This window comes from Halomonas sp. G15 (genome assembly GCF_021282295.1).
GTDB classification, from domain to species: Bacteria; Pseudomonadota; Gammaproteobacteria; order Pseudomonadales; family Halomonadaceae; genus Halomonas; species Halomonas alimentaria.
On the sequence record NZ_JAJSPA010000085.1, the window covers coordinates 1 to 1425 of the forward strand.

2 tRNA genes and 2 rRNA genes are annotated in these 1425 nt (G+C 54.5%); all 4 read right to left on the bottom strand.

Going from position 1 to position 1425, the window contains the following annotated elements:
- Nucleotides 1-664: ribosomal RNA gene (locus LWH48_RS18045) — 23S ribosomal RNA — on the bottom strand; the annotation flags it as partial.
- A gap of 218 nt (nucleotides 665-882) precedes the next feature.
- A tRNA-Ala gene (locus LWH48_RS18050) sits at nucleotides 883-958 on the bottom strand.
- 179 nt (nucleotides 959-1137) lie between these two features.
- Nucleotides 1138-1214: transfer RNA gene (locus LWH48_RS18055), tRNA-Ile, on the bottom strand.
- 94 nt (nucleotides 1215-1308) lie between these two features.
- Nucleotides 1309-1425, bottom strand: a 16S ribosomal RNA gene (locus LWH48_RS18060); the annotation flags it as partial.

The window sequence follows — 1425 nt, forward strand, 5'->3', positions numbered from 1 at the left end:
CGGGTCTATTCCCAGCGACTGGTCGCCCAGTTAAGACTCGGTTTCCCTACGCCTCCCCTATACGGTTAAGCTCGCCACTGAAAATAAGTCGCTGACCCATTATACAAAAGGTACGCGGTCACAGAACGCGTCTGCTCCCACTGCTTGTACGCATACGGTTTCAGGATCTATTTCACTCCCCTCTCCGGGGTTCTTTTCGCCTTTCCCTCACGGTACTGGTTCACTATCGGTCAGCCAGGAGTATTTAGCCTTGGAGGATGGTCCCCCCGTCTTCAGTCAAGGTTTCTCGTGCCCCGACCTACTCGATTTCACATGATCAGATTTTCGACTACGGGGCTGTCACCCACTATGGCCGCGCTTCCCAACGCGTTCGTCTAATCAGTCACATGCTTAAGGGCTGGTCCCCGGTCGCTCGCCGCTACTGGGGGAATCTCGGTTGATTTCTTTTCCTCAGGGTACTTAGATGTTTCAGTTCCCCTGGTTCGCCTCCCGACACCTATGTATTCAGTGCGGGATACCCAGCTTATGCTGGGTGGGTTTCCCCATTCAGAAATGCCCGGGTCACAGGTTGTTTGCCACCTCGCCGAGCCTTATCGCAGGCTTCCACGTCTTTCATCGCCTCTGGCTGCCTAGGCATCCACCGTATGCGCTTCATCGCTTGACCATATAACCCCAAAGGGTCTGGTCCGCGATGACACACGACATTGCCGGATACGCTTGAGACGTATCTCGTGTCCTTTCCTTGCGGAAAGAACGTTTGTCAGCATGAATCACATTGTTAAAGAGCAGACTGTCAATCGACAGTCATAAACCGGTCATTGCGCTGTGCAAGGATGGCTTATGACTGCGGATCCGATCAGGTAAGACTGTGGGAGTGGGAGATGGTGGAGCCTAGCGGGATCGAACCGCTGACCTCCTGCGTGCAAGGCAGGCGCTCTCCCAGCTGAGCTAAGGCCCCGAAGATAATTTGTGTGAGACAAGGCGCTTCGATGCGACGCATAGCCTGCTATGCGAGTATCGGAGTAACGCAGTATCACGCAAATTTGGTGGGTCTGGGCAGATTTGAACAAACCCCGCGACCTCACCCTTCTCTTTATGAACCCCAGGGGGTGCGCTCTAACCAACTGAGCGAGAGAATGGTGGGTCTGGGCAGATTTGAACTGCCGACCTCACCCTTATCAGGGGTGCGCTCTAACCAACTGAGCTACAGACCCGAAGGTCACGCTGGGCCTATACCCAAACAGTCTTTTGCTCTGGTCGATCAGGTAATTCATTGTGAGCACTTGCCGACAGTCGGGGACATATCGGTAAGGAGGTGATCCAGCCGCAGGTTCCCCTACGGCTACCTTGTTACGACTTCACCCCAGTCATGAACCACACCGTGGTGATCGCCCTCCGAAGTTAGGCTAACCACTTCTGGTGCAG